17 protein-coding genes and 2 pseudogenes are annotated in these 24513 nt (G+C 65.0%); 14 read left to right on the top strand and 5 right to left on the bottom strand.

Features of this window, described 5'->3' with window-relative positions; translation table 11 throughout:
- Positions 1-221, bottom strand: a 221-nt coding sequence (locus H512_RS26340) for a transposase (RefSeq protein WP_156899467.1), incomplete at its 3' end; no start/stop codon positions are given.
- Between the two features lie 59 nt (positions 222-280).
- Between H512_RS26340 and H512_RS23685 the strand changes: the two genes are divergently transcribed.
- Entirely contained in the window at positions 281-7975 is a 7695-nt protein-coding gene (locus tag H512_RS23685) for a LysM peptidoglycan-binding domain-containing protein (protein WP_036791326.1), read from the top strand.
- A 59-nt stretch (positions 7976-8034) separates the two neighbouring features.
- Here H512_RS23685 and H512_RS27635 read toward each other — a convergent pair.
- The 4 genes and pseudogenes from H512_RS27635 to hxlA form a co-directional block, all read right to left on the bottom strand.
- A pseudogene (locus H512_RS27635) lies at positions 8035-8649 on the bottom strand (IS630 family transposase); the annotation flags it as partial.
- Positions 8621-8974, bottom strand: a pseudogene (locus H512_RS27890) (winged helix-turn-helix domain-containing protein); the annotation flags it as partial. The pseudogenes H512_RS27635 and H512_RS27890, both read right to left, overlap by 29 nt.
- Positions 8975-9216: 242 nt before the next feature.
- Positions 9217-9777 carry a 6-phospho-3-hexuloisomerase gene (gene hxlB / locus H512_RS0111755; protein WP_026783624.1) on the bottom strand — a complete coding sequence of 187 codons (561 nt, stop codon included), beginning with the start codon at positions 9775-9777 and terminating at the stop codon, positions 9217-9219.
- A complete protein-coding gene (gene hxlA, locus H512_RS0111750) occupies positions 9774-10424 on the bottom strand; it encodes a 3-hexulose-6-phosphate synthase (RefSeq protein WP_026783623.1) in 651 nt (216 codons plus the stop codon). The genes hxlB (H512_RS0111755) and hxlA overlap by 4 nt, the downstream gene beginning before the upstream one ends.
- A 397-nt stretch (positions 10425-10821) precedes the next feature.
- Between hxlA and H512_RS0111745 the strand changes: the two genes are divergently transcribed.
- The 13 genes from H512_RS0111745 to kdpC all read left to right on the top strand — a co-directional run bounded on the left by H512_RS0111745 (position 10822) and on the right by kdpC (position 24500).
- Positions 10822-11904: a LacI family DNA-binding transcriptional regulator gene (locus H512_RS0111745; protein ID WP_026783622.1), complete on the top strand. Its 1083-nt coding sequence runs from the start codon at positions 10822-10824 to the stop codon at positions 11902-11904.
- A gap of 255 nt (positions 11905-12159) precedes the next feature.
- Positions 12160-13110 carry a substrate-binding domain-containing protein gene (locus H512_RS23680; RefSeq protein ID WP_053239789.1) on the top strand — a complete coding sequence of 317 codons (951 nt, stop codon included), beginning with the start codon at positions 12160-12162 and terminating at the stop codon, positions 13108-13110.
- A 14-nt stretch (positions 13111-13124) separates the two neighbouring features.
- Complete coding sequence (locus tag H512_RS0111735) at positions 13125-14633, top strand: sugar ABC transporter ATP-binding protein (RefSeq protein WP_026783621.1); 1509 nt, start codon at positions 13125-13127, stop codon at positions 14631-14633.
- On the top strand, positions 14630-15655 hold the full coding sequence (locus H512_RS23675) for an ABC transporter permease (protein WP_053239787.1): 1026 nt from the start codon (positions 14630-14632) through the stop codon (positions 15653-15655). The genes H512_RS0111735 and H512_RS23675 overlap by 4 nt, the downstream gene beginning before the upstream one ends.
- Positions 15656-15735: 80 nt before the next feature.
- Entirely contained in the window at positions 15736-16308 is a 573-nt protein-coding gene (gene hxlB, locus H512_RS0111725; protein ID WP_210162686.1) for a 6-phospho-3-hexuloisomerase, read from the top strand.
- Positions 16309-16310: 2 nt separating this feature from the next.
- Positions 16311-17366: an aldose 1-epimerase family protein gene (locus tag H512_RS0111720; protein WP_036791323.1), complete on the top strand. Its 1056-nt coding sequence runs from the start codon at positions 16311-16313 to the stop codon at positions 17364-17366.
- Between the two features lie 16 nt (positions 17367-17382).
- Complete coding sequence (locus tag H512_RS0111715) at positions 17383-18063, top strand: D-lyxose/D-mannose family sugar isomerase (RefSeq protein ID WP_026783618.1); 681 nt, start codon at positions 17383-17385, stop codon at positions 18061-18063.
- A gap of 73 nt (positions 18064-18136) precedes the next feature.
- The gene (locus tag H512_RS0111710; RefSeq protein ID WP_169507152.1) at positions 18137-19081 is read left to right on the top strand and encodes a carbohydrate kinase family protein; all 945 of its coding nucleotides are present in this window, start codon (positions 18137-18139) and stop codon (positions 19079-19081) included.
- On the top strand, positions 19078-19776 hold the full coding sequence (locus tag H512_RS0111705; RefSeq protein WP_026783616.1) for a ribulose-phosphate 3-epimerase: 699 nt from the start codon (positions 19078-19080) through the stop codon (positions 19774-19776). Before H512_RS0111710 ends, H512_RS0111705 begins: the two co-directional genes overlap by 4 nt.
- Positions 19777-20031: 255 nt before the next feature.
- Entirely contained in the window at positions 20032-20121 is a 90-nt protein-coding gene (kdpF, locus tag H512_RS26325) for a K(+)-transporting ATPase subunit F (protein ID WP_084798439.1), read from the top strand.
- A 27-nt stretch (positions 20122-20148) separates the two neighbouring features.
- Positions 20149-21852, top strand: coding sequence for a potassium-transporting ATPase subunit KdpA (kdpA, locus tag H512_RS0111690; RefSeq protein ID WP_026783615.1), 1704 nt, complete (start codon positions 20149-20151; stop codon positions 21850-21852).
- A 29-nt stretch (positions 21853-21881) separates the two neighbouring features.
- Positions 21882-23918 carry a potassium-transporting ATPase subunit KdpB gene (gene kdpB / locus H512_RS0111685; protein WP_425414175.1) on the top strand — a complete coding sequence of 679 codons (2037 nt, stop codon included), beginning with the start codon at positions 21882-21884 and terminating at the stop codon, positions 23916-23918.
- Positions 23919-23930: 12 nt separating this feature from the next.
- Complete coding sequence (gene kdpC / locus H512_RS0111680) at positions 23931-24500, top strand: potassium-transporting ATPase subunit KdpC (protein ID WP_026783613.1); 570 nt, start codon at positions 23931-23933, stop codon at positions 24498-24500.
- Positions 24501-24513: the final 13 nt, after the last annotated feature.

The raw sequence follows: 24513 nt of genomic DNA, 5'->3' as shown, positions 1-24513 counted from the left end.
CCACCCTCGGCCCAACGGCGAAAGCGGACATAAACCGAATTCCACTTGCCGTATTCGGGCGGAAGATATCGCCAGGGAGAGCCGGCGCGCATGATCCACATCATCCCATTGAAATATCGACGATTGTCCTGGGCGGGTCGCGCCCACCGCCCTCGCTCGGAAGGCAACAGAGGTTCAATGATCGCCCACGCAGCGTCGCTCACATCGCTCGGATAGCCCAAGGGAACCTCCTCCGAAGAAGAACCCTTGAATCAAACCTCGGCTGATTTGGGAATCCCTTTTGTCAACGCAGCCTAACAAGATCGTCGCCGGCAAGAATCTACATATTCCGGACAAGCTTGAGCAGTTCGGGTCACAGCTTGCACGAGAGCTAAGCACTGCGATTACCGGAAACTACATCGTCGACAGCGGCGACACGCTTTCCGGTATCGCGACCAAGTACGGCACGACGGTCGCGGCTCTGAAAGCGGCGAATCCGCAGATAAAGGATCCGAACAAGATATACGCTGGCGACACACTGAAAATCCCCAAGGACACAGTTGTGGCCACGCCCAAGCAGCAGAAGTCGGGATCGTCGTCGGCTTCCAGCACTGGCTCGTCGACCAACTACACGGTGAAGAAGGGCGATACGCTGAGCGACATCGCCAAGCAAAACAACACCACGGTTTCCGAACTGGTCAGAGTGAACGGCATCAGCGATCCCAATCGCATCAATACCGGGCAGCAGCTTACCATTCCGGGCAAATCCTCAAACAGCGGCTCTGGCGGCGGCTCGACGGGCGGAACTGTGCCGATCCCGCCGACCAAGCCGCCTGCGCCAAGCCGGAGCGGCGGGGGTATTTTCAGCGGCCTTTTCGGCGGTGGTGGCAGCTCCGGCAAGCCCGTCCTGCTCGATCTCGACGGCGACGGCTTCGACGTGACGCGGCTCGACCAGTCGAGCGTCTACTTTGACATCGGCGGCGACGGCTACAAGCATCGTACGGCCTGGGCCGGCGCCGGCGACGGCGTGCTGATGATCGACGCCGATGGCGACGGCACCATCTCCAATCGCAAGGAGGTGATCTTCACCGACTGGGACCCGACCGCCGACAGCGACATTGAAGCTCTGCGTCAGGTTTTCGACACCGACGAGAACGGCGTGCTCGACGCTTCCGACGCCGACTGGTCGAAGTTCAAGGTGATGGTGACGCGCCCCGACGGCACGACGGTGGCGAGGACCATGGCCGAGCTCGGCATCCGCTCGATCAACCTGACCGCCGACGAAACGCGCATCGCACTTGCCGATGGCTCGTCGATCGACGGCGTCACCAGCTTCACCCGCACCGACGGCAGTACCGGCCAAGCAGCGACGGCGACGCTGATGGTCGACGCGCGCGGCTATGCCGTCAGCACGACCTCTTCGACGGATGCAGCCGGAGTGGTCACGGTCACCAGCAAAGCGCTCGCCGGGGATGGCTCGCTCGCCGAGGAAATCGTGCGGACGACGACGGCCGACGGCCTGAGCGTGACGACAAAGTTCGATGCCGACGGCGACGGCGTCGTCGATCGCGTGCTGACCGATGTGACGACGGTCAATGGTGATGGCTCGCGGCAGCGCGTCGAGACCAACAAGACGGCGGCGGGCGTACTGATCGACAGGACGACCACGACCACCAGCGCCGACCGCAAGTCCGTCACCATCGACCGCGACGAGCGCGGCGGCGGCTGGGCCACCGAGCGGGAGACGCAGGTGACGGGCGCGGACAATGCGCTGGCCATCACGCTGGCCGCACTCGCGCCGAACGGCGCCACGATCGGCAAGACGACGACGACCATGAGCGCCAACCGCCTGCTCCGGACTGTCGCCTTCGATCTCGACGGCAACGGGACGACGGAACGCACGACCAGCGACCAGACGGTGATCAACGGCGATGGCAGCCGCGTGGAGACCGAGGGCGTCAGCGCCGGCAACGGTACGTTGCTCGCAAAGACGGTGACGACGATCGCGGCGAACGGCCAGTCGCGCAGCGAGGCACTCGACCGCGACGGCGACGGCCTCGTCGACCTCAACACCGCCTCATCGACGGTACGCGATGCCACGGGAACGGCGACGGTCACCGAAACCACGACGGCACGCAACGGCGCAGCCATCGGCAAGACGGTGACGACGATCAGCCGCGACGGCCTGACGAAGACAGCGTCGTCGGACCTCAATTCAGACGGCATCTTCGATCAGGTGAGTTCGGACGTCACCATCGTCGCGGCCGACGGAGTGCGAACGCAAGTGGTCTCAAGGACAAGTGCCAATGGTGCGCTTTTGTCGAAGACCACAACAGTGCGCAATTCCGACGGGCTCACACGTACCACGACACTAGATGCTAACGGTGATGGCGCGACCGATCGGACGGTGACCGTAACCAAGAGTTCGTCGGGAGAGACCATCGAGACGACTGATGATTTCGCTAAGGATGGATCGCTTATCCTAAGAACCATCAAAACCACGTCGGCTGACGGACGCACCACACGTACCGAGACCGGCCATTTGGCAACGATCGCTGTATTCACTCCTGCCGCTACGCAAAATTCCAATTCCTCCTCTTCGGGAACAATGTCCTCTGGACAAGGTTCCTCCTCCTCTTCGGGAACAATGTCTTATGGACAAGGTTCCTCCTCCTCTTCGGGAACAATGTCTTATGGACAAGGTTCCTCTTCCTCTTCTTCGGGAACTACGACTTACGAAAAGGTGTTTGAGGCCTATATCGCCAGCGTCGACACCACGGTGAAGAACGCCGACGGCTCGTCGACCGAGACGTTGGAGCGGCGGGCGCGCAACAATGCGCTCGTCGACCGCACCGTTACCACCACCAGCGCCAACGGCCTGACGCAATCGATGACGCAGGACGTCAACGGCGACGGCACGGTCGATGCCGCGGCCTCATCCGTCACGGTGGTCAACACCGACGGCAGTCAGGTCAAAACGGTGGAGACGCGGAGCGGCAACAATATGCTACTCGCCAAGTCCACCACCACCGTGAGCGCCGATCGGCGCAGCATCGTCGCCGACATCGACGGCGACGGCGATGGCAAGCTCGACGGCAAGCAGACAACGACGATTGCCACCGACGGCAGCACGACCGTCGAGCAACGCGACCTGACCGACAGTGGTGTTCTCCAGAGTCTCGTGACGACCAGGACCAGCGCCAACGGACTCGTCGTCACGACCGAAACCGACGCCGATGGCGACGGCACCATCGATCGCAAGATGACGGATTCGACCAGCCTGTCGACCGATGGCAGTTCCACGCGCATCGTATCCAGCTACACCCGCTCTGGCACGTTGCTCGGCTCTGAAAAGACTTGGGTGGCAGGAGATGGCTTCACCACGTCGGTGGCCAGAGACTGGAACGGCGACAGCATCGTTGATGAGACCGCAACATCAGACACCACCTTCTCTGCCGACGGCTCCATCCAAACCGTCACGTCGGTGAAGAACGGCACCTCGCTGGTTTCGAAATCGACAGTGACCGCCAGCGGCAACGGGTTGTCGCGATTCATTGTGGATGATCTCGACGGCAATGCCACCACGGATCTTACGACCGGTGAAACGACGACGCTGAATGCCGATGGCTCGACCGTGGTCGCGAAGACCATCAAGTCGGGCAACGGCACGCTGGTTGGCTCGTTCCGCACCACGACGGCGGCCAATGCGTTGACGGTCACGACTACGGCCGATCTCGACGGCAACGGTCAAGCCGATCTCTCGAGCCTCCGGGAGGTGCTCGCCGACGGCTCGACACGTGTGACGGTCAATGAGTTCAATGCCGCCGGCGTGCAGAAGAGCAGCGCGGTCAAGCTGACATCGGCCGATGGCCTGACGGTGACCACCAGCATCGATTCCAATAACGATGGCACGGTGGACAAGACGCGCAGTCAGGTGACCACCATCGGTGCCGACGGGACAAAGACGACTGTGTCCTCGGCATATACGGGAACCGCCACGCTGGTCGAGAAGGCCACCAGCACGGTCAGCGCCAACGGCCTGGCCTCGTCGATCGTCTGGACGAACGGCGCCGGTGCCCGCCTCGGCAGCGTCGAGGAAACGACGGCGATCGCCGCCAACGGCGACAAGACCGAGACGCGCATCTATCGCAAGGCCGATACTTCGCTCGAGAGCAAGGAGACGACGACCACTTCTGGCAACGGCAACACGGCGGCGGTGACGCGGGACGTCAACGGCGACGGCAAGACGGATCAGACGGTGGTCACCACGCTCGCCGACAGCGGTACGGCGACTGAGGTGTCTTCGCAGTTCCAGGCCAATGGCACGACGCTCGCCAGCCGAAAGACGGTGACGCTCAGCGCCAACCGACTGGTCCGGACGACGCAGTTCGACGCCGACGGCAACGGCGCCGCCGAGAAGCAGCGCGTCGAGACCACTGTCCTCAACGCCGACGGCAGCACAACTCTGACGACCGTCGAAAGCGTCATGAATGGCTCCTGGCAGGTCAAGTCGCGCACGCAGGACGTCGTCTCGGGCGACGGTCTCTCGCGGGCGACCTCCTTCGACGACACTGGCAGCGGCACCTACGGGCAGGTGCACGAAAGCAGGGTGATGCTGGATGCCGACGGCACGCGCCGGACGACTGACAGCTGGAAATCGGGTTCGACGCTCGTCCGATCGTCAACCCTGGTCGAAACGGCCAACCGCCTGTCGTCGACGCTGTCGCTCGACGACAACGGCGACGGCACGACCGACCAGACGACCCAGACCACAAGGACGCTGAATGCGGATGGCTCTACCACCGTCACAAGCGTCAGCAAGATCGGCACGACCGCCCTGTCGAGCACCGCCACGACGACCAGTGCAGATGGACGCACGGTGACGGTCGAGGACACGTCGGGCATCGCCGGCGTCGACACTCGCAAAGCGACTCGAACGACTCGCACGCTGGCCGATGGCTCCGTCATCGAGCGTAATGAAGTCCGAAATGCCGGCGGTCTGCTTATCGAGGCAACGACGGCCACGACATCGGACGACAAGCGACTGGTCAAGATCGAGCGCGACATCAACGGCGACGGCACCATCGATCAGGTCGAAACTCGCCAGACGACCATTGATGGCCAGTTGGTCACCACAACGGAAAATCGCAATGCCGCGGGCCTCCTGGTTGGCAAGACGATCGTAACGGCGTCGGCCGATGGTCGGTCGCGGACCTATGCTGTCGATGGCAATGGCGACAACGCCATCGACAGCAATAGGACGGAAACGATCGACCGCCAGGCCGACGGCGCTGTGGTGAAGACCGCGACCGAGAAGAATGCGAGGACGGGAGCCATCCTTTCCACCAGCCGGTCAACCATTTCGGCCGACGGTCTGACCACGGTGGACGAGATCGACGTCGATGGCAACGGCAGCATTGACCAGACCATCCGCGAGACGGTCTCGGCATCGGGCGCTCGGACCAGGACGGTCAGGAACACCGGCGCGGCACTCGCTGCCAGCGAAAGGCAATCCGGCGAGATCTACTGGAACAACGTCATTCCGGCCTCGATGGACGTCACGTCCAGCGCGGATGGCGGAACGACAGTCACCAAGATCGATGCGGACGGCGACGGCCGCTTCGAAACGACGATGACCGCCAAGACAAGAGTCGATGGCAGCGTCGAGACGGCGATCGTCGAGACAAACGCCAATGGAACGGTGAAGGCGCGCGGCCTGATGCTCCGCAGCCACGACGGCCTCGTCACCACGTTGCAGCGGGATGCCAACAACGATGGCTATTACGAGGAGATTCAGACCTCGACGACCCGTCCAGGGGGGTACATGTCGCTCACGACCGTCGTGCGCAACACCAGCGGGACCGTCACCAGCTCGACGCGCATTAATGTCGACCCCTTCGGCAACGTCATAGACGGCCTAACCGGAACGAGTGGGAATGATAGCATTACGCTGAGCGGTGCCAACAATGTTGCTTACGGCGGTGATGGCAACGATACACTTACCGGAAGCGCTGGCGACGATCATCTTTATGGCGAAAATGGCGACGACGTCCTGATCGGCGGTGACGGGAACGACTACCTGAGCGGCGGTGCAGGCAAGGACGAATTTCTCGAAGGAAACGGCGATGACATCATCGACGGCGGCGACGGCGACCAGGACTGGCTCAGCTACTGGTACGGCAATGGCGTCGTCGTCAACCTTGAAACCGGCACCGCCACTGGTATGGGAAACGACACTATTCTCAACATCGAGAACATCTCGGCGTCGAACGGCAATGATATCTTGACCGGGAATGCCGGAAACAACAGCATTTTTGGTCAGGCTGGTGACGACCTGATGTATGGCAGGGCGGGGAACGATTATCTCCGCGGTGATGAGGGCAACGACACGCTTTACGGCGACGATGGAGAAGACACTCTAGAGGGAGGCGATGGCAACGACACGCTTTACGGTGGAAATGGGAACGACCGACTTTATGGCGGCGCCGGCAAGGACAGCCTGATGGGCAATGCCGGCGATGATTTCATCGACGGCGGCGACGGTACGGAAGACTATGTCAGCTACTGGAATGCCTCCAGTGTCGTGGTGAACCTCGGAACCGGTATCGCCACCGGGGAAGGCACCGATACGCTTGTCAACATCGAGTGCGTCTCCGCTTCGATGGGTAACGACATCCTGATCGGTGACGCCAAGAACAACCAGCTTCTTGGGCAGGCGGGCGATGACGAGTTGTATGGCTATGGTGGCAACGACTATCTCCGCGGCGACGAAGGCAACGACATTCTCGACGGCGGCGATGGCGACGACAGCCTTTACGGCAATGATGGTAACGATCGTTTGCTTGGCGGAGGCGGTAACGACGACCTTCACGGCGATAGTGGCGATGATTACCTGGAAGGCGGCAGCGGCAACGACAGTATCTATGGGGGCGCTGGCAAGGATGAGATCGTCGAAGGGGACGGTGATGACTACATCGACGGCGGCGAAGGAGACCAAGATTGGATCAGCTACTGGTACGGTAATGGCGTCGTCGTCAACCTGGAAGCCGGCATCGCTACCGGCCAGGGAACCGACACCATCGTCAATATCGAGCATATCTCGGGCTCGAATGGCAACGACATCCTGACGGGCAATGCCCAGGACAATGCTATTCTCGGCCAGGCCGGTGACGATGAACTGTATGGCAAAGGCGGCAACGACTATCTCCGCGGCGACGAAGGCAACGACATTCTCGACGGCGGCGACGGCGATGACAGCCTTTACGGCAATGACGGCGACGATCGCCTTCGCGGCGGTGCCGGCAATGACTACCTGAACGGCGGCGCTGGCAAGGATAACCTCGAAGGCGGAACCGGCGACGACATCATCGACGGCGGCGATGGCGATGAGGATTATGTCAGCTACTGGAACGCAGCCGGCGTCGTGGTCGATCTCGCAGCCGGCACCGCCACCGGCGACGGCACCGATACGTTGATCAACATCGAGTGCATCTCGGCATCCTTCGGCAACGACGTGCTGAGGGGAGACTCAAAGGATAACAAGATACTTGCCATGGGTGGCAACGATCAGTTGTTCGGTTATGCCGGGGATGACTATCTTCGGGGCGACGAAGGCAACGATATTCTGGATGGCGGTGACGGGAACGACTTGCTTCAAGGGGGTGCCGGTGACGATATATTGACCGGCGGTGCCGGTGCCGACCGGTTTCTGATCGAGCAAGGCGGCGGGCTTGACACCATCACCGACTTCAGCCCGACCCTCGGCGACACCATCAGACTCGATGCTGCGTCGTTCGGATTGCCGGCGGGTGCTTCACCGTCGAGCTATGTCGTTCTCGGCACCAATGCCCCCAATGCCAGCCACGGCTATTTCCTGGCGACGTCCAACGGCATCTGGTGGGACAGTGACGGCACGGGATCGGCGGCCTCGACCCAGGTGGTCAAGTTCCAGTCGCCGGTGTCCGGTCTGAGCGCTTCGGCCTTCACGATCGTCTAGTCATCGCGCAAATATCAAATGCCGCCGGGTTTTACCGGCGGCGTTTCATACCATTTCCGTCAGGTTTTGACCTTTCGGATGTAGGGATAGTCGGAGAGCGATGCGATGCGGCCTGCTTCCGTCTTTAGGCCATTCCAAGCCGTTGCGCAGGCTTCGACGATGGCGTGCTGGTCGTCGAAGATGCGGTAGGAGAGGAAGCGCTCCTTGAGATAGAGCCAGAAGCGCCCGATCGGGTTGAGTTCTGGCGAATAGGCCGGCAAATGGACGAGGGTGATGTTGTCGGGTGGCTTAAGCCGCCCGGTGACGTACCATCCGGCTTTGTCGAGTACCAGCACGACATGGACGTCGGCGGGCAGGCTTTTGGCGAAGGTATTGAGATAGAGGCGCATCATCTCGGTGTCGGCCCTAGGCAGGACGAGCGCGAAGGCGTCGTCGGTGCCGGGGCAGATGGCGCCGTAGATGTAGACTGACTTGAAGCGCTTGTCGGTGTGCATGACCGGTCGGACGCCCTTTTCGAACCAGACGTGGGCGTTGCGTCCTTTCTGCCCAACACGGGCTTCGTCCTGGAACCAGAGCTGGATCTGTTTGCCTTTGTGCCGTTTGACGATGAGCTTCACGGCTTTGGCGCGCCCCCTTTTTGAAAGCCTTCTGGGCGGCATCGGCTTGAGGATGACGAGGCCGGCTCTTTTGCCGGCTGAGGTCGAGGCCCTTCAGGAGATCGAACATGCCGCTCACCGAATAGGCCACGCCGAAGCACTCCTCACAGAGGCGGCAGATGTCAATCAGGCGCCAAGCTGAAACGCCGTCGCGATCCGGATCGGGACCGCGCAGGACCATGGTCCGCAATACCGCCTGCTGGCCTTCGTCCAGAAACGGCTTCGGACCGGAGCGCTTGCGATCGCAAAGGCCGGCAATGCCTTCGGCGTTGAAGTGGATCCTCCAGTCGCGCAACGCCTGCCGGTCCATCCCGAATGCTCTCGCCACCTCGGCACGGCTCATGCCGTCAAGGGCATTGGCAATTGCCGGAAGCCGAACTGCACCCGCCCATCCCGTTCAAGCCGCTCCCGCCGGCGTAAAGTCTCAAGGCTGATCAGTGCGAATGATCCATTTGCTCGACATCATCGACCCTCCCGAACGGGAAGGGAATCAGAGCCGAGCTGATTTTCATAGACCGAGAGTCACGATCTGACGAAACCGGGTATCACGTCGCCGCAAGCCTTTCGGACCACGCGGGCGCCCCCCTATTCCAGATTGGCGTGGCGGGTGAACATCTCGTCGCTGGTCGCGTTCTGCCGCGCCATCAGTTCGAGTATGACGGCGTCGAGCAGCAGCAGCAGCGCCTGCTCGAACAGCGAGCCCATGGGCTGGATCGAGCGGACGCTGTCGCCGGCCCTGGCTTTCGGCGACGGCGCCGGCAACACCAGACGGCGGTCGGCGAGCTTGCCGATGGTGGAGTCCGGCACGATGGTCAGCAGCGCGATCCTGCCGCCGATCCGCTTCGCCTTTTCGGCGATCGACACGAGGCTGCCCGTCTCGCCCGAGCCTGAGCAGACAACGAGCAGATCGTCGCCGGAATAGGCGGGCGTGGCGATCTCGCCGATCACGTAGGCGTTGAGGCCGAAGTGCATCAGCCGCATGGCAAAGGCCCGGCCCGCCAGACCGGACCGACCAGCGCCGGCGACGAAGATCCGCCGCGCCGCCAGAAGGTCGCCGACGAAGGCGCTCGCCTCGTCGGGCGACACCTTCGACAGCACGGCCCGCAGTTCGTCCAGTATGGCGCTGCCGTAATCCGCGACGTTCATGATTGCCTCTCCCTGGTGTCCTGATGGGCCAGCCTCGCCAGTTCCTCCGCCGCCTTCACCGGGTCGGCGGCATGGCGGATGCCGCTGCCGACGATGGCGACGTCGGCGCCGAGGCGGATGTATTGCGCGATGGTCGCCGGGCTGATGCCGCCGGCCACGAACAGCTCGGACCGTTGCGCCACTGCCTTCATCACCTGCAGATCGTCGGCCGGCGTGCGGCCGGCCGCCTGCTGGTCGACGCCGGTGTGGACGGCCAGCGCCGTGACACCAATTTCCTCCAGTTGGCGGATGCGGTCGGGAAGGTCGGGGACGCAGATCATGTCGGCAACGACGGTGCCGCCGAAATCCGCCGCCACCTCCAGGCAACCCTTGACCGTCAGGAGATCGGTGACGCCCAGCACGGTGACGTAGGCGGCGCCGGCGGCGAAAGCCTGCCGCGCCTCGTAATAGCCGGCGTCCATGATCTTGACGTCGGCGAGCACCGGCAGGTCGGTGTAGCGGGCGCGGAACTCGCGCACCGGCTTCAGCCCGTCCTCGATCAGGAAGGGCGTTCCCACCTCGATGATGTCGATCAACGGATGCACCCGGTCGAGGAGGGCGACCGCCTCGTCGATCGTGATGTCATCCAGCGCGAGTTGCAGCTTCATCCGGTTTCTCCTCCTGGCGCCGGACCCTCGTCCGGAGCGCATGTCTTGCGGGCCGCCGGGACGGCAACGAGCACGGTCGCATTCGTGCGCCTTGCGGGCGCCCTTCCCCAGCCGACGGCGGCCCCTCCCCCGGGCGCCAGCTCGCAGTCTAGAGCATTTGCCTCGACGCGAAACCGATTCCACCCCGGCCGGAACCGCTCCAGCGCACCTTCCAAAGTCGTAGAGGCAGCGCCCCCTTGAGACGGTCCGACATTATTGACAGGTCCGGACGCCTGTGGCAGCTTTTGCCCCGTGAGATCGATCTCATCGCATAAGAGATCGATCTCACATCGGCCTGAAACGGTCAAGGGCGAGTTCGGGGCAAGGCACGCCAGCCTGGCTCGGGCGAGGACGGAACATGGGATCGGACGGGGACCACACCACGGCCAAGCCGAAACGCGCCGCCCGCCTGATCGACGTGGCGCGCGTTGCCAAGGTGTCCCGCGCCACCGCCGCACGGGCGCTTGGCGGCTATGGCGTCGTCACGCCCGACACCCAGCAGCGCGTCCTGGAAGCTGCCGCCAGCCTCGACTATCGGGTCAACGACCTCGCCCGCTCGATGCGCTCCGGCCGCACGCTGACCATCGGCGTCGTCGTCGCCGACATCTCCAACTCGTTCACGCTGACTTCCATCAGGGGCATCATCGCCGCCGCCGCCGGTGCCGGCTACCAGAGCCTGGTGCTCAATACCGACGGCGACGTCGAGCGCGAACGCGAGGCGGTGCGCGTGCTGCGGGAAAAGCGCGTCGACGGGCTGCTGATCGTTCCGGCCTCGCGCATGGAGGTCGAGCATCTCGTCTCCACCCGCCGACACGAAGCGCCGATCGTGCTGCTCGACCGGTTCATCGACGGCTTCGCGCTCGACTCGGTGATCACCGACGACTTCGGCGGCGCCCACGCCGCCGTCCGCCTGCTCATCGAGCGCGGGCATCGGCAGATCGGCTTGCTGCTGGGAACCGCCGCCCATCACGGCCATCAGGAAAGCGAGCCGGTCGATACGGTCTCGACGGTCGTAGAACGCGCCCGCGGCGCTGCGGCGGCATTCGCCGAGGCGGGGCTTGTCCTTGATCCCGGCCTGGTCCGCTATGCCGGATCGGTGGCCGCGACGGCGGTGGCGGCTGCCCGCCACCTGCTCGCCCGGACACCGCGCCCCACCGCCATCTTTGCCGGCAACGAGGAAATGCTGCTCGGCGCGCTGGCGGCTGCCCGCGAACTCGACCTGTCGATCGACCGCGACCTGTCGCTGATCGGCTTCGACGACGCGCCGTGGCTCGCCGTTTTCCAGCCGGCGCTGTCGGTGGTCAGCCGCCCGACCTACGAACTCGGCCAGCAGGCGGTGAATCGTCTGCTGGCCCACATCAACGGCGAGTCGCGCCTGCGACGGGTCGAATTGAAAACGACCGTGATCGACAGGGGGTCGATCGCCGATCTTAGATCATGAGATAGACAAAAATCGTATTCTTCATTCACCTACACCATAGGTATTGATCTTCTGCGCCCTTCGTATGGCTATTGAACCGTTTTAATTCTTATATACCAACGGATATATTCCATTCAGATGAAGACAGTTAGATTATATACTTGAGGAAATCGGATATTAGTTTGCGAGGATGGGGCAACTCTCAAAAGCCGTTCCATGACAGCATGGAGCGGTGGAGTCTTGTGCTGCCTGCCCCGATGTCTTGGGAGGACCAATATGAAAAAGCTACTCACCGCCTGCGTTGCCGCCCTCTGCCTGAGCGCGACGTTCGCTCATGCCGCCGACAAGAAGTTCACGGTCGCCGGCATCGTCTTCCAGGAAGACCAGTTCATGAAGACGACGCTGCTCGGCATGAAGTCGGTGGCCGAGAAGGAAGGCGTCAACCTGTTGACGTCCAACACCTCGAACCAGATCAGCAAGGAAGTCGAGGTGGTCAACACCTACGCCGCCCGCGGCGTCGACGCCATTGCTATCACCTATCTCGACCCGGCCGCCGCGTCGATCCCGGCCGTCAAGGCCGCCAGCGACAAGGGCATCAAGATCGTCAGCTTCAACAACAAGCTGGCCGCCGACTTCCCGGTATCGACCGTCATGTCCGACAACACGCTGCTTGGCGCCGGCACCGGCAAGGAAGCCGCCGCCTTCATCAAGGCCCACTACGGCGACAAGAAGGAGATCAAGGTCGCCATCGTCAACTACAAGGCCCAGCTGCCGCCGGAGAGCAACGCCCGCCAGGACGGCTTCTGGAACGAAATCAAGGACATCCCCGGCGTTACGCTGGTTGCCGAGGCGTCCTCGCCGGTGGCCGAAGAGGCCATCAAGAAGGCCGCCGACATCATCACGGCCCATCCTGATATCGATCTCATGTACGCCTGCAACTCCGGCGGCCTGATCGGCTCCGTGCTGGCCGTCAAGAACTCCGGCAAGAAGATCCCGGTGTTCGGCATCGACCTCGACAAGCAGATCGTCGGCTTCCTGCAGTCCAAGGACGACATCCTTCAGGCTTCCACCGCCCAGGACCCGTTCAAGATCGGCGCGCTGGCCATGGAGAACGCCATCAAGTCGCTGAAGGGTGAAGCGGTCGAGAAGGAAATCATCGTTCCCGGTCTGACGCTGTCCCGCACCAACGAAGCGGCGGTCGCCGAATACGCCAAGACCGTCAAGTAAGAGATTAGGAACGGATGATGGGACCCGCAAAGCTCGAAATCAGCAATCTGACGAAAGCCTATCCCGGGGTCCTCGCTCTCGACGACTTTTCCGCCGTCTTTGACGGCGGGAAAGTCTACGCCCTGCTGGGCAAGAACGGGTCGGGAAAGAGCACCTTCGTCAAATGCCTGTCGGGAGCGGTGATCCCGACATCCGGCGAGATCCGGATCGACGGCGTCGAAGTCAACTTCAAGGGGCCGGCGGACGCCAATGCCGCCGGCATCGCCGTCGTCTATCAGGAACTCAGCCTGATCCTCGACTTCACGGTGGCCGAGAACATCATGCTCGGCCGCTTCCCGACCATGGGGCCGGGCAGCATCACGGTCGACTGGAAGAAGACCAACGCCCACGTCCAGGACATCCTGACGTCGCTGAGGATCGACATTCCGGTCACCGCCAAGATTTCCGACCTGTCGGTCGGCCAGCGGCAGGTGATCGAGATCGCCAAGGCGATGTCGCTCAATCCGCGCGTGCTGCTGCTCGACGAGCCGACGTCGGCGCTGGCCCGCCACGAGATCAACAGCCTGCTCGAAGTGGTGCGCTCGCTGCGCGAGAAGGGCGTGGCGATCATCTTCATCACCCACAAGCTCAACGAGATCCGCGGCGTCGCCGACTACGTGACGGTGCTGCGCGACGGCCGCATGGTCGGCTCGGTGCCGATCGACGTCGCCACGCCCAAGGTGATCGTCGACATGATGTTCGGCGAAACGACGCTGCAAAACCGGCCGGCCGACCTCAAGGTGGGCGAGGAAATCCGCCTGAAGGTCACCAACCTCCGGCGCCGGGACAAGTACGAGGACATCAGCTTCGACCTCCGGGCCGGCGAGATCCTCGGCATCGCCGGCATGCTTGGCGCCGGCCGCAGCGAGCTGCTGCGCGGCATCTTCGGCGCCGATGCCATCGACGGCGGCGCCATCGTGCTGAACGGCACCGAGGTGAAGCGTCCGACGGTCAAGCGCATGAAGGACCTCGGCCTTGCCATGACCATGGAGAACCGCAAGGAGGAAGGCCTCATCCAGATCATGTCGATCGAGGACAACCTCTGCCTTGCCAGCCTCAATGAGGTGGGGCAGCGCGGTTTCCTCAGCCATTTCCTGCAGGCGCCGGTGGCCGAGAAGTGGATCGGGCGGTTGCAGATCAAGGTCTCCGACGCCTTGCAGGAGGTGCAGTCGCTGTCGGGCGGCAACCAGCAGAAGGTGGTCGTCGGCAACTGGCTCAACACCGACCCGAAGGTGGTGTTCTTCGACGAACCGACGCGCGGCATCGACATCGTCGCCAAGCAGCAGGTGTTCCAGATCATGTGGGACCTGTCGCGGCGCGGCCTCAGCGTCGTCTTCGTGTCCTCCGAGCTGGAGGAACTGCTGGAGGTCTGCCACCGCATCCTGATCATGGAAGCCGGACGCTTCATCGGCGAGGTCCGGGAACCGGAGAACACGCCGATCGAAACGCTATACGCCATGTGCATGGGAGAGACGGCGAAATGACCACCACCGACACCACCGGCCGGACCGGCAATCAGGCCGCCCGGCGCGCGCCGGCTTCGCGCCCCTTCTTCAAGCCGTCCGACTTCGTGCTCGAAGCCATCCTGCTGGTCATCATCGTGCTGCTCGCCTTCACCGCGCCCGGCTTCGCCTCCTGGGACAACGCGATGAACATCCTGCGCAACGCGGCGATGACCGGCATCATCGCCTTCGGTATGACCTTCGTGCTGATCCTCGGCGAGATCGACATCTCCGTCGGCTCGGGCCTCGCCTTCCACGGCTGCCTGCTGGCCGTGGTCACCGAAAGCATGACCAACGCCGGCTGGTCGGCCGAGACGGCGGTCGCCATCGGCGTCCTGCTGTGCTTCGGCATCGCCATCCTGGCCGGCATGTTCACCGGCTGGGTGCGCCACGCCCTCGCCGTGCCGACCTTCATCACCACGCTCGCCTGGATGGCCGCCTTCCGCGGCGGCGCCTATCTTCTCACCGGCAGCTTCCCGGTGACGCCCTATCCGGAGTGGTTCTTCTTCTTCGGCTCGGGCGCCATCTTCGGCATCCCCTTCCAGGCCTTCGTCTTCCTGCTGGTGTTCGTCGTCACCTGGTTCATTTCCCGCTACACGGTGTTCGGCAAGTCGGCCTATGCGGTCGGCGGCAACGCCGAGTCGGCGCGGCTCTCCGGCATCAACGTGCTCGGCGTCCGCATGGCGGTGATGTCGATGATCGGCGTCTTCACCGTGCTCTCCGCCATCATGGTGTCGAGCCAGATCCAGGCCGGCAACCCGACGGTGGGCGTCACCTGGGAGTTCACGGTGATCACCGCCTGCGTCATCGGCGGCGTCAGCCTGATGGGCGGCAAGGGCCGCGTCTGGGGCACCTTCGTCGGCGTGCTGTTCCTGTCGATCATGCTGAACGGCATGACGCTGCTCAACATCGACGAGTACTGGCAGTATGTCGCCCGCGCCATCCTGATCCTCGGCGCCGTGCTGATCTACCAGGTGCAGGCCATGAACGCCCGGCGCGGCTGAGCGCCCGGCAACGGGCACGGCGCGAGGCCCTCTCCCCGCCGTGCCCCCTCCCCCAAGTCGCACTCCATCGGAGAACGACCGTGCAACCTTATGAAAGCGCCTTCCGCGACACCTCGCATCTGGTGGTCGAGGAGCTGTCCCGGACGCTCGACCGCATCGAGCCCGCAGAGGTGCAGGCCTTCGTCGAGGCGCTGCTCGCCGCCGACAAGGTGTTCGTGGTGGGCGTCGGCCGCGTGCTGCTGGCGCTCCAGGCGATGACCAAGCGCTTCGCCCATCTCGGCATCGCCATCACCCATGTCGGCGCCGTCACCGAGCCGGCCATCACGCCGAAGGACTTGCTCATCGTTGGCTCGGGCAGCGGCGCGTCGCTGTTCCCGCTGGCCATCGCCCGCAAGGCCAAGGCGATCGGCGCCAGGGTGGTGCACATCGGCTCCAACCCGCAGTCGGACATGAAGGACGTCGCCGACTTCATGGTGCGCATTCCCGTCCGCACCAAGCTCTACCTCGACGACGAGATCGACTCCCGCCAGCCGATGACCTCGCTGTTCGAGCAGTCGCTGCTGATCTTCGGTGACATCGTCGCCAAGATGATCATCGACGAGCGCCATCTCGACCTGAAGGGGCTGTGGCAATACCACGCCAACCTCGAATGACCATGCTGTCCAAACGCGAACTGCTGGCGCGCGTCGGCAGCGTCCAGCAGGTGGCCTCGGTCCGGCCGGTCACCTTCCGCGAAGGGCGGGCCGACGGCCTCACCGCCTATGCGGTCAGGAACGGGCCGCTCGCCTTCGACGTGCTGGCCGACAAGGGGCTCGATATCGGCAGCTTCAGCTATCGCGGCGTCGGCTTCGACTTCCTGGCGAAAACCGGGCTGCTCGGCCGCACCGCCTACGACACGCACGGCACTGAAGCGCTGCGCTCGATCATGGGCGGGCTGATGTTCACCTCCGGCTACGAAAGCATCTGCTCCCCCTGCACCCTCGACGGCCGCGACTATCCGTTGCACGGCCGCATCCGCACGACGCCGGCCGAGCACCGTTCGGCCGATGCCTTCTGGGATGGCGACGATTACGTGCTGCGCGTCTCCGGCGAGATGCGCGAGGCGGAGCTGTTCGGCGAAAACCTGGTGCTCCGGCGCTCCATCGAGACGCGGCTCGGGGAACGGACGGTGCGTATCGTCGACGAGGTCGTGAACGAGGCGTTCCGGCCCGAACCGCTGATGCTGCTCTACCATTTCAACGTCGGCCATCCTCTCTTGTCGGAAGCGGCGCGCGTCGTGCTGCCGGTTCTCGCCACCAAGCCGCGCGACGAGGTCAGCCGGCCGCAGGTCGAGAGCTGGGCGACGATGCCGCCGCCCAAGGCGAACGAGCCGGAATATGTGTTCCTGCACGAACTCGCCGCCGACGCCGCCGGCGACACATTCGCCGCCATCGTCAATCAGGAGTTGAAGCTCGGCGTGCGCCTCGGCTTCAACCGCCAGGCCCTGCCCTATTTCATGCAGTGGAAGTCGACGGCGGCCGGCGATTACGCGATCGGTCTCGAACCGGCCAATTCGTCCGTCTACGGCCGGCCGCACCACGCCGACGCCGGTGACCTGCACATGCTGGCGCCAGGAGCGAAGGAAATATTCGAACTCACCATCACCGTCCTCGACGGCGACGAGGAGATCGACCGCGTCCAGGAAGAAGCCGATCGGCTGTCGCGCCGATGAACCGGAGGAAATCCCGATGAAGAGGTCCGAAATCAACGGTGCCATCAAGCGCATGGAGAAGATGCTCGGCGACTACAGGTTCGCGCTGCCGCCGTTCCTCAACTGGACGCCGGAGGACTGGAAGACGGCCGGGCACGACTACGACGAGATCCGCGACAACATGCTCGGCTGGGACGTCACCGACTACGGCATGGGCAAGTATGCCGAGCTGGGCATCGCCCTGATCACGCTCCGCAACGGCAACGTCAAGAACGACAAGTACACCAAGACCTATGCCGAGAAGATCATCATGATCGAGGAAGGCCAGGTGTCGCCGATGCACTTCCACTGGTCGAAGATGGAAGACATCATCAACCGCGGCGGCGGCAACCTGATCTTCCGCCTCTACAACGCCACCAAGGACGGCGCGATGGCCGACACCGACGTCGAGATCAGCCGCGATGGCCGCCGCTACAGCGTGAAGGCCGGCGAGGACATCGTCATCAAGCCCGGCGAGAGCCTGACCTTCTATCCCTACTACTATCACGAGTTCATCGTTCAGCCGGGCACCGGCCCGGTGCTGATCGGCGAAGTGTCGATGTGCAACGACGACAACACCGACAACCGCTTCCTCGAACAGTATCCGCGCTTCCCGACGATCGAGGAGGACGAGCCGCCCTACCGGCTCCTGTGCACCGAGTATCCGAAGGCCGCCTGACGGCCCTTGGCGCGGCGTGACGAAGCGGCCGGCCCGGCGTCCCCGCCGGGCGGACGGCCGGAGGAGTATGCGCGTGGATCTTCTCGCAATCGGCGAAATGGTCATCGACTTCCTGCCCGGTCCCGAGCCAGGCAGCTACCTGCGCAACGCCGGCGGCGCGCCGGCCAACGTCGCCATCGCCGCGACGCGCAGCGGACTGACGGCCGCCTTTCTCGGCAAGCTCGGCAACGACGACTTCGGCCGCTTCCTGGTGGCGACGCTCGAAGAAAACGGCGTCGAGGTAGTGCTGACGGAGCTGACCGACGAGGCGGTGACGACAATGACCTTCGTCACGCTCGGCGAGGACGGCGAACGCAGCTTCACCTTCGTCCGCAAGCCCGGCGCCGACATGCTGCTGGCGCCGGCCGACATCCGGACGGAGGTGATCGCGGCGGCAACGATCGTCCATATCGGCTCCTGCTCGCTGTCGCGTTCGCCGTCCGCCGAAGCTACGCTCGAAGGGCTGCGGCTTGCCCGCAACGCCGGTAAGCTCGTCTCCTTCGACGTCAATTACCGGGCGCCGCTCTGGCAGCGCGAAAGCGACGCCGTGGACAGGATCGCCGAGGCGCTGCCCTTCGTCGACCTCCTCAAGGTGTCCGAGGAGGAGGTGCATCTGGTCGGCGGCCCGGCCGGCTTCACCGATTGCATCGCGGCGCATGGCATCGCCGTGGCCGTCGAGACGCTGGGCGCCCGCGGCGCCCGCTGCCACTTCGCCGGACAGACCGTCGACGTGCCGGCGCCGCCGGCCGTCGCCGTCGATGCCACCGGCGCCGGCGACGCCTTCTGGGGCGCCTTCCTGGCCCATCTCGTCAAGGCCGGCGTCCGCAACGTCGGCGACATCGGCCTCGACGCGCTCGCCGCCGCCGCCCGCTACGGCGCCGCCGCCGGCTCGCTCTGCGTGCGGCGCAAGGGGGCGATCGCCGCCCTGCCGACGCGGACCGAAATCCTCGATCTTCTCAACAAGGAGGCCGTCCGATGAGCTTTTCCTGGCGCCAGTCCTGCATCGTCGCCCCGTCGTTGATCTGCCTCGACCTCTGCAACCTGCAAGCCCAGGTCGAAGCCTGCGAGGCGGCCGGCATCGAGGTGCTGCATGTCGACATCATCGACGGCCATTTCAGCCCCAGCCTGCCGCTCGGCCTCGAAACCGTCCGCCGACTGCGCGGGCTCACCAAATTGAAGTTCGACGTCCATCTGATGGCGACGGAGAACGACTATTTCATCGACGAACTCATCGACATCGGCGTCGAACAGCTCGTCTTCCACTTTGAGACGGAGCGGCACGTCGACAACCAGCTCAACCGCATCCGCGCCAGGGGCGTGCGGGCCGGCGTGGCGCTGAAGCCGGCGACGCCGGTCGCCATGCTCGACTACATGATCGAGAAGTGCGACGCCGTTCTCCTGATGCTGATCAACCCCGGCTATGCCTGGAACAAGGGCGAGAAGCAGGCGGCCTTCGCCGACCGCAAGATCCGCGAGTTGCGCGCGCTGATCGACGCCCGCGGCTCTGACACGGCGATCAGCATCGACGGCCGCGTGTCGTTGCAGAACATCGCCGACTACGGCGCCGGCCTCGTCGACATCTTCGTCGGCGGCACCACCTGCATCTCGCGCGACGACATCGCCGGCAGCGTCGGCAAGCTGAACGCCCTGCGCGGGACGCTCGTCACCGCCTGACAGGGGCGATCGCCGGCAATTGCCATGGGAATCGCCCCGAAGGGCGGCGATTCCTATGGCTTTTTTATTTTCGCGGCCGCCGCTCCGTCTCGAACCCCTATGCGGCCGTCGCCATACTCCTTCCCGACATGAGCCTTGCAAGAGAAGGAGTTTCAAAAATGGATATCGCCCTGCCGCTCCTCGGCGCCGCCGTCTTCGCGCTGATGGCCGGCTATATCGGCGCCTGCGAGCGGCTTTGACCGGGAGGCCACGGACATGCCGTTCGACTACCTCCTCGGCGCCGCCGTCGCCGTGTTCATCACCGGCTACCTGATCTACGCCCTCGTGCGCCCCGAACGCTTCTGAAGAAGCTTCCAGCCGGGAACATCTGCCATGACCATCAACGGATGGATCGAGATCCTCGTCTTCACGGGGATCGTCGTCCTGCTTGCCAGGCCGCTCGGCGGCTACATGACCGCCGTCTTCGCCGGCGAGCAGATGCCGCTCTCCGCGCTGCTCGGGCCGGCCGAGCGCGGCCTCTACCGCCTCGCCGGCATCCACGAACGGGACGAGCAGCCGTGGACGGCCTACGCGCTGTCGCTGCTCGCCTTCAACTTCGTCGGCTTCCTCGCGCTCTACCTGCTGCTGCGCCTTCAGGGCTGGCTGCCGCTCAACCCCGCAGGCATGACCAACGTGCCGCCGGCGCTCGCCTTCAACACCGCCGTCAGCTTCGTCACCAACACCAACTGGCAGAACTACGGCGGCGAAGCCACCGTGTCCTACCTCACGCAGATGCTGGGGCTGACCGTGCAGAACTTCCTGTCGGCGGCCACCGGCATCGCCGTGGCCATGGCGCTGATCCGCGCCTTCGCCCGCAAGTCGGCGCGGACGGTCGGCAACTTCTGGGTCGACCTGACGCGCGGCACGCTCTACCTGCTGCTGCCGATCGCCGTCGTCATGACCTTCGTCCTCGTCTGGCTCGGCGTGCCGCAGACGCTCGCCCCTTACGCCGACGCCACGACGCTGGAAGGCGCGCACCAGACGATCGCCCTCGGGCCGGTCGCTTCGCAGGTGGCGATCAAGATGCTCGGCACCAACGGCGGCGGCTTCTTCAACGCCAACGCCGCCCATCCGTTCGAGAACCCCGACGCCGTCTCCAACCTGATCCAGATGGTGGCGATCTTCGCCATCGGCGCGGCGCTGACCAACGTCTTCGGCCGCATGGTCGGCAACGAGCGGCAGGGCTGGGCCATCCTCGCCGCCATGGGCGTGCTGTTCGTCGCGGGCGTCGCCGTCTGCTACGCGGCCGAGGCGGCCGGCAATCCGCTGGTCCACGCGCTCGGCGTCGGCGGCGGCAACATGGAGGGCAAGGAAACCCGCTTCGGCGTCGCGCTGTCGGCTCTCTTTGCGGTCGTCACCACCGCCGCCTCCTGCGGCGCGGTCAATGCCATGCACGACAGCTTCATGGCGCTCGGCGGCATGATCCCGATGATCAACATGATGCTCGGCGAGGTGATCGTCGGCGGCGTCGGCGCCGGCTTCTACGGCATCCTGCTGTTCGTGATCGTCGCCATCTTCGTCGCCGGTCTGATGGTGGGCCGCACGCCGGAATATCTCGGCAAGAAGATCGAGGCCAAGGAGGTGAAGATGGCGATGCTCGCCGTGCTCTGCCTGCCGCTCGCCATGCTCGGCTTCACCGCCGTGGCCGTGGTGCTGCCGGCCGCCGTCGCCTCGACCGCCAACGCCGGGCCGCACGGCTTTTCCGAAATCCTCTACGCCTACACCTCGGCGGCCGCCAACAACGGCTCGGCCTTCGGTGGGCTTTCCGGCAACACCGGCTGGTACAACGTCACCCTCGGCCTCGCCATGCTGATGGGCCGCTTCCTGGTGATCGTGCCGGCGCTCGCCATCGCCGGTTCCGTCGCCGCCAAGAAGACGGTGCCGGAATCGGCCGGCACCTTCCCCACCGACGGCGCGCTGTTCGTCGGCCTCATCGTCGGCGTCATCGTCATCGTCGGCGGCCTCGCCTTCTTCCCGTCGCTGGCCCTCGGGCCGATCGTCGAGCACCTGGCGGTCGTCGCCGGCCGGACCTTTTGAGCCGAGCGGACGACAAGGAGCCTTTCATCATGAAGTCCAGATCCGCGAGCCTTCTCGACGCCCGTATCCTCGTGCCGGCGATCGGCGGCGCCGTCCGCAAGCTCGATCCGCGCAGCCTGATCCACAACCCGGTGATGTTCGTCGTCGCCGTGGTCACCCTGCTGACCACCGTGCTGCTCGCAAAAGACGCCTTCACCGGCGGCGGGCAGCTCGGCTTTTCGTTCCAGATCGTCGTCTGGCTGTGGGTCACGCTGCTGTTCGCCAATTTCGCCGAGGCGGTGGCCGAGGGGCGCGGCAAGGCGCAGGCCGACGCGCTCCGCCGCACCCGCACCGAGACCGAGGCCAAGCTGGTCGCCGGCGACGGCTACCGGACGGTGCCCGGCCACAGTCTCAAGATCGGCGATGTGGTGCTGGTCGAGGCGGGCGACATCATCCCCTCCGACGGCGAGGTGATCGAGGGCGTCGCCTCGGTCAACGAGGCGGCGATCACCGGCGAATCCGCCCCGGTGATCCGCGAATCCGGCGGCGACCGCTCGGCGGTGACCGGCGGCACCGAGGTGCTGTCCGACTGGGTCCGCGTGCGCATCACCGCCGCCGCCGGCTCCACCTTCATCGACCGGATGATCGCCCTCGTCGAGGGCGCCGAGCGGCAGAAGACGCCCAACGAGATCGCCCTCAACATCCTCTTGGCCGGCATGACGCTGGTGTTCGTGCTGGCGACAGTGTCCATCCCGAGCTTTGTCAGCTACGCCGGCGGCGGCGTGCCGGTCGTCGTGCTGGTCGCCCTGTTCGTGACGCTGATCCCCACCACCATCGGCGCGCTGCTGTCGGCCATCGGCATCGCCGGCATGGACCGCCTCGTCCGCTTCAACGTGCTGGCGATGTCCGGCCGCGCCGTCGAGGCGGCCGGCGACGTCGACACGCTGCTGCTCGACAAGACCGGCACCATCACCCTCGGCAACCGACAGGCGGCCGAATTCCGCCCGGTGCGCGGCGTCGAGGCACGCGAGCTGGCCGACGCCGCCCAGCTCGCCTCGCTGGCCGACGAGACGCCGGAGGGCCGCTCCATCGTCGTGCTCGCCAAGGAAAAATACGGCATCCGGGGCCGCGACATGGAGAGCCTGCACGCCCGCTTCATCCCCTTCACCGCCCAGACCCGGATGAGCGGCATCGACCATGACGGCGTCGCCATCCGCAAGGGCGCCGTCGACGCCGTGCTGCGGACCATCGCCGCCGGCCGCGCCGACGCGGCGGTGCGCGAGGCGCAGGCCATCGCCGACGAGGTGGCGAAATCCGGCGGCACGCCGCTCGCCGTGGCCAGGGACGGCCGGGTGCTCGGCGTCGTCCACCTCAAGGACATCGTCAAGGGCGGCATCCGCGAGCGCTTCGCCGAACTCAGGCGGATGGGCATCCGCACGGTGATGATCACCGGCGACAACCCGATGACCGCCGCCGCCATCGCCGCCGAGGCCGGCGTCGACGACTTCCTCGCCGAGGCCACCCCCGAGGACAAGCTCAGGCTGATCCGCGCCGAGCAGGCCAAGGGCAAGCTGGTGGCGATGTGCGGCGACGGCACCAACGACGCGCCGGCGCTGGCCCAGTCGGACGTCGGCGTCGCCATGAACACCGGCACCGTCGCCGCCCGCGAGGCCGGCAACATGGTGGACCTCGACAGCGACCCGACCAAGCTGATCGAGATCGTCGAGATCGGCAAGCAACTCCTGATGACGCGCGGCGCGCTGACCACCTTCTCGATCGCCAACGACGTCGCCAAGTATTTCGCCATCATCCCGGCGATGTTCCTGGCCTTCTACCCCGAACTCGGCGCGCTCAACGTCATGCGCCTCGCGACGCCGGAAAGCGCCATACTCTCGGCGATCATCTTCAACGCGCTGATCATCGTGGCGCTGATCCCGCTGGCGCTCCGGGGCGTCCGCTACCGGCCGGTCGGCGCCGGCGCGCTGCTTTCCCGCAATCTCCTCATCTACGGCCTCGGCGGCATCGTCGTGCCCTTCGTCGGCATCAAGGCGATCGACCTCGCCGTCACCGCCCTCGGCCTCGCCTGAAGGACCACGCTCATGCTGAAGCACCTGAGGCCCGCCCTTGTCCTCTTCGTCGCCCTTGCCGCTGTGACCGGCCTCGCCTACCCGCTGGCCATGACCGGCATCGCCGGCGCGCTGTTCCCGCGCGAGGCGGCCGGCAGCCTGATCGAGCGCAACGGCGTCGTCGTCGGCTCCGAGCTGATCGGCCAGGCCTTTGCCGGCGACGGCTATTTCCACGGTCGCCCGTCGGCGGCCGGCAGCGGCTATGACGCCGCGAATTCCGGCGGCTCCAACCTCGGCCCGGCCAACCCGAAGCTGATCGGCCGCATCCGCGCCGACGCCGAACGGCTGAAGGCCGAGAACCCCGGCGCGCCGGTGCCGGCCGACCTCGTCACCGCCTCCGGCAGCGGCCTCGATCCGCACATCTCGCCGGCCGCCGCTTATTTCCAGGTGCCGCGCGTGGCGAAAGCGCGCGGGCTGGAGCCGGCAGCGGTGCGGGCGCTGGTCGACGCCGCCGTCCAGCCGCGCGAACTCGGTTTCATGGGCGAGCCGGTGGTCAACGTGCTAGACTTGAATCTGGCGCTCGACGCCCGGTCGGCGCGATGACCGGCCGCGCGAC

Origin of the sequence: Pleomorphomonas koreensis DSM 23070 (assembly GCF_000425185.1) — a bacterium.
In the GTDB taxonomy this organism is placed as follows: domain Bacteria; phylum Pseudomonadota; class Alphaproteobacteria; order Rhizobiales; family Pleomorphomonadaceae; genus Pleomorphomonas; species Pleomorphomonas koreensis.
This window is presented reverse-complemented; position numbering and strand designations above follow the sequence as displayed.

Excerpts from the sequence above, each read along its gene's own strand:
- H512_RS0111720 (WP_036791323.1), top strand. The coding sequence starts at position 16,311 with ATGCTGTCCAAACGCGAACTGCTGGCGCGCGTCGGCAGCGTCCAGCAG.
- H512_RS23675 (WP_053239787.1), top strand. The coding sequence starts at position 14,630 with ATGACCACCACCGACACCACCGGCCGGACCGGCAATCAGGCCGCCCGG.
- H512_RS0111715 (WP_026783618.1), top strand. The coding sequence starts at position 17,383 with ATGAAGAGGTCCGAAATCAACGGTGCCATCAAGCGCATGGAGAAGATG.
- kdpF (WP_084798439.1), top strand. The coding sequence starts at position 20,032 with ATGCCGTTCGACTACCTCCTCGGCGCCGCCGTCGCCGTGTTCATCACC.
- kdpC (WP_026783613.1), top strand. The coding sequence starts at position 23,931 with ATGCTGAAGCACCTGAGGCCCGCCCTTGTCCTCTTCGTCGCCCTTGCC.
- H512_RS23680 (WP_053239789.1), top strand. The coding sequence starts at position 12,160 with ATGAAAAAGCTACTCACCGCCTGCGTTGCCGCCCTCTGCCTGAGCGCG.
- H512_RS0111705 (WP_026783616.1), top strand. The coding sequence starts at position 19,078 with ATGAGCTTTTCCTGGCGCCAGTCCTGCATCGTCGCCCCGTCGTTGATC.
- H512_RS0111735 (WP_026783621.1), top strand. The coding sequence starts at position 13,125 with ATGATGGGACCCGCAAAGCTCGAAATCAGCAATCTGACGAAAGCCTAT.
- kdpB (WP_425414175.1), top strand. The coding sequence starts at position 21,882 with ATGAAGTCCAGATCCGCGAGCCTTCTCGACGCCCGTATCCTCGTGCCG.
- kdpA (WP_026783615.1), top strand. The coding sequence starts at position 20,149 with ATGACCATCAACGGATGGATCGAGATCCTCGTCTTCACGGGGATCGTC.
- H512_RS0111745 (WP_026783622.1), top strand. The coding sequence starts at position 10,822 with ATGGGATCGGACGGGGACCACACCACGGCCAAGCCGAAACGCGCCGCC.
- hxlA (WP_026783623.1), bottom strand. The coding sequence starts at position 10,424 with ATGAAGCTGCAACTCGCGCTGGATGACATCACGATCGACGAGGCGGTC.
- hxlB (WP_026783624.1), bottom strand. The coding sequence starts at position 9,777 with ATGAACGTCGCGGATTACGGCAGCGCCATACTGGACGAACTGCGGGCC.